3 protein-coding genes are annotated in these 1,037 nt (G+C 52.3%); 1 reads left to right on the forward strand and 2 read right to left on the reverse strand.

Going from position 1 to position 1,037, the window contains the following annotated elements:
• The coding region (locus CVS27_RS21155) for a hypothetical protein (RefSeq protein ID WP_133163023.1) at positions 1-238 on the forward strand (238 nt) is incomplete at its 5' end.
• Between the two features lie 60 nt (positions 239-298).
• Here CVS27_RS21155 and CVS27_RS20420 read toward each other — a convergent pair.
• Together CVS27_RS20420 and CVS27_RS21160 are read right to left on the reverse strand one after the other, a co-directional pair.
• Complete coding sequence (locus tag CVS27_RS20420; RefSeq protein WP_103467655.1) at positions 299-736, reverse strand: hypothetical protein; 438 nt, start codon at positions 734-736, stop codon at positions 299-301.
• A gap of 111 nt (positions 737-847) precedes the next feature.
• On the reverse strand, positions 848-1,037 hold a 190-nt coding region (locus tag CVS27_RS21160), incomplete at its 5' end, for a hypothetical protein (RefSeq protein ID WP_207767612.1).

A 1,037-nucleotide genomic window follows, 5' to 3' on the forward strand; every position in this document is an offset into this window, starting at 1 on the left:
AAAGCCAGGCCCTGCTGAGCAGCTAGAGGGTATCCGCGCAGCAGTAAAAGCGGCAGAAATACCGATTTGTGGGACAAGGGATGGGTTTGATTACGTGTTGGAGTCAGACCTGATGGTTCACGACCCAAAACTGAAATTGAGCACGCTGATTCGGGCGGAGAAGTTGCCTACAGTCGAGGCTAAGCCAGGCGTGGTTATGGTGGGCATTCCGGTGGCGCCGTTGCAGCTGGACCTTTGATGAGCTGCCGGCTCTGATCATGACTCCCTGGCTGACATCAAGAAAGCCAGGGAGCCATGATCATTCGTAGGTCTGAGCGTACTGCTTTTCGCTCAAACGGCTCAGCAGTTTGAAATAATTTGCTCGCGTCGACCGATCAAATACGTCGGTTTGAACTGAGAGCATGTCCAACGCAGCTGCATCCTCTCCTTTGCCCGAAGTGAAAGGAAGTGGAGCTGTGGCATAAAACACATTCCCGTTGCTAGCCTGGGCCGCATCCAAGACGGCTTTAACTTCCAGATAGCGCGGGTAACGAGTAGCAGTAAGGAAATCCCCATCATAAACGTCGAGCTCGCCTGATTGGTCCTCGACCAACACAGCCATCAATGGCCAGTTGCGCGACCCGCCCGTATCTGGGCTAGCAAAAAAGATGACTTTACGAAAGGTGTTGGTGGCAAACACCTGCAGAAGCGCTGCCTCGTTAGATGCACTGTCCGTGCATGTCTTGCGGTTAGCCATAAAAAGTCCTCATTTAAAAGTCGCACCACGCGGTGCGTTATTAAACTACCACCCTTCATCCGAAAACCTCAAGAAATACTTGACAAATTGAAAAAATGTCAATTAAGAAAACTATTCGTCCGTGCCAGATGCTGCTTTACCACCTCTAAAGCCTTCTAACAGAGCGGCCTGTAGGGTTCTGTTCAGTTCACGCAGCTCCTTGTTCTGTGCTTCTAGAGCGCTCAGGTTCTGCTGGGTAACCTCCAGCCGACCGCGGGTTTCAGCGGCATCGTCAGTGGCCTTCGAGCGCTGGATCCGCAGC

The organism is Arthrobacter glacialis (genome assembly GCF_002909445.1).
In the GTDB taxonomy this organism is placed as follows: domain Bacteria; phylum Actinomycetota; class Actinomycetes; order Actinomycetales; family Micrococcaceae; genus Specibacter; species Specibacter glacialis.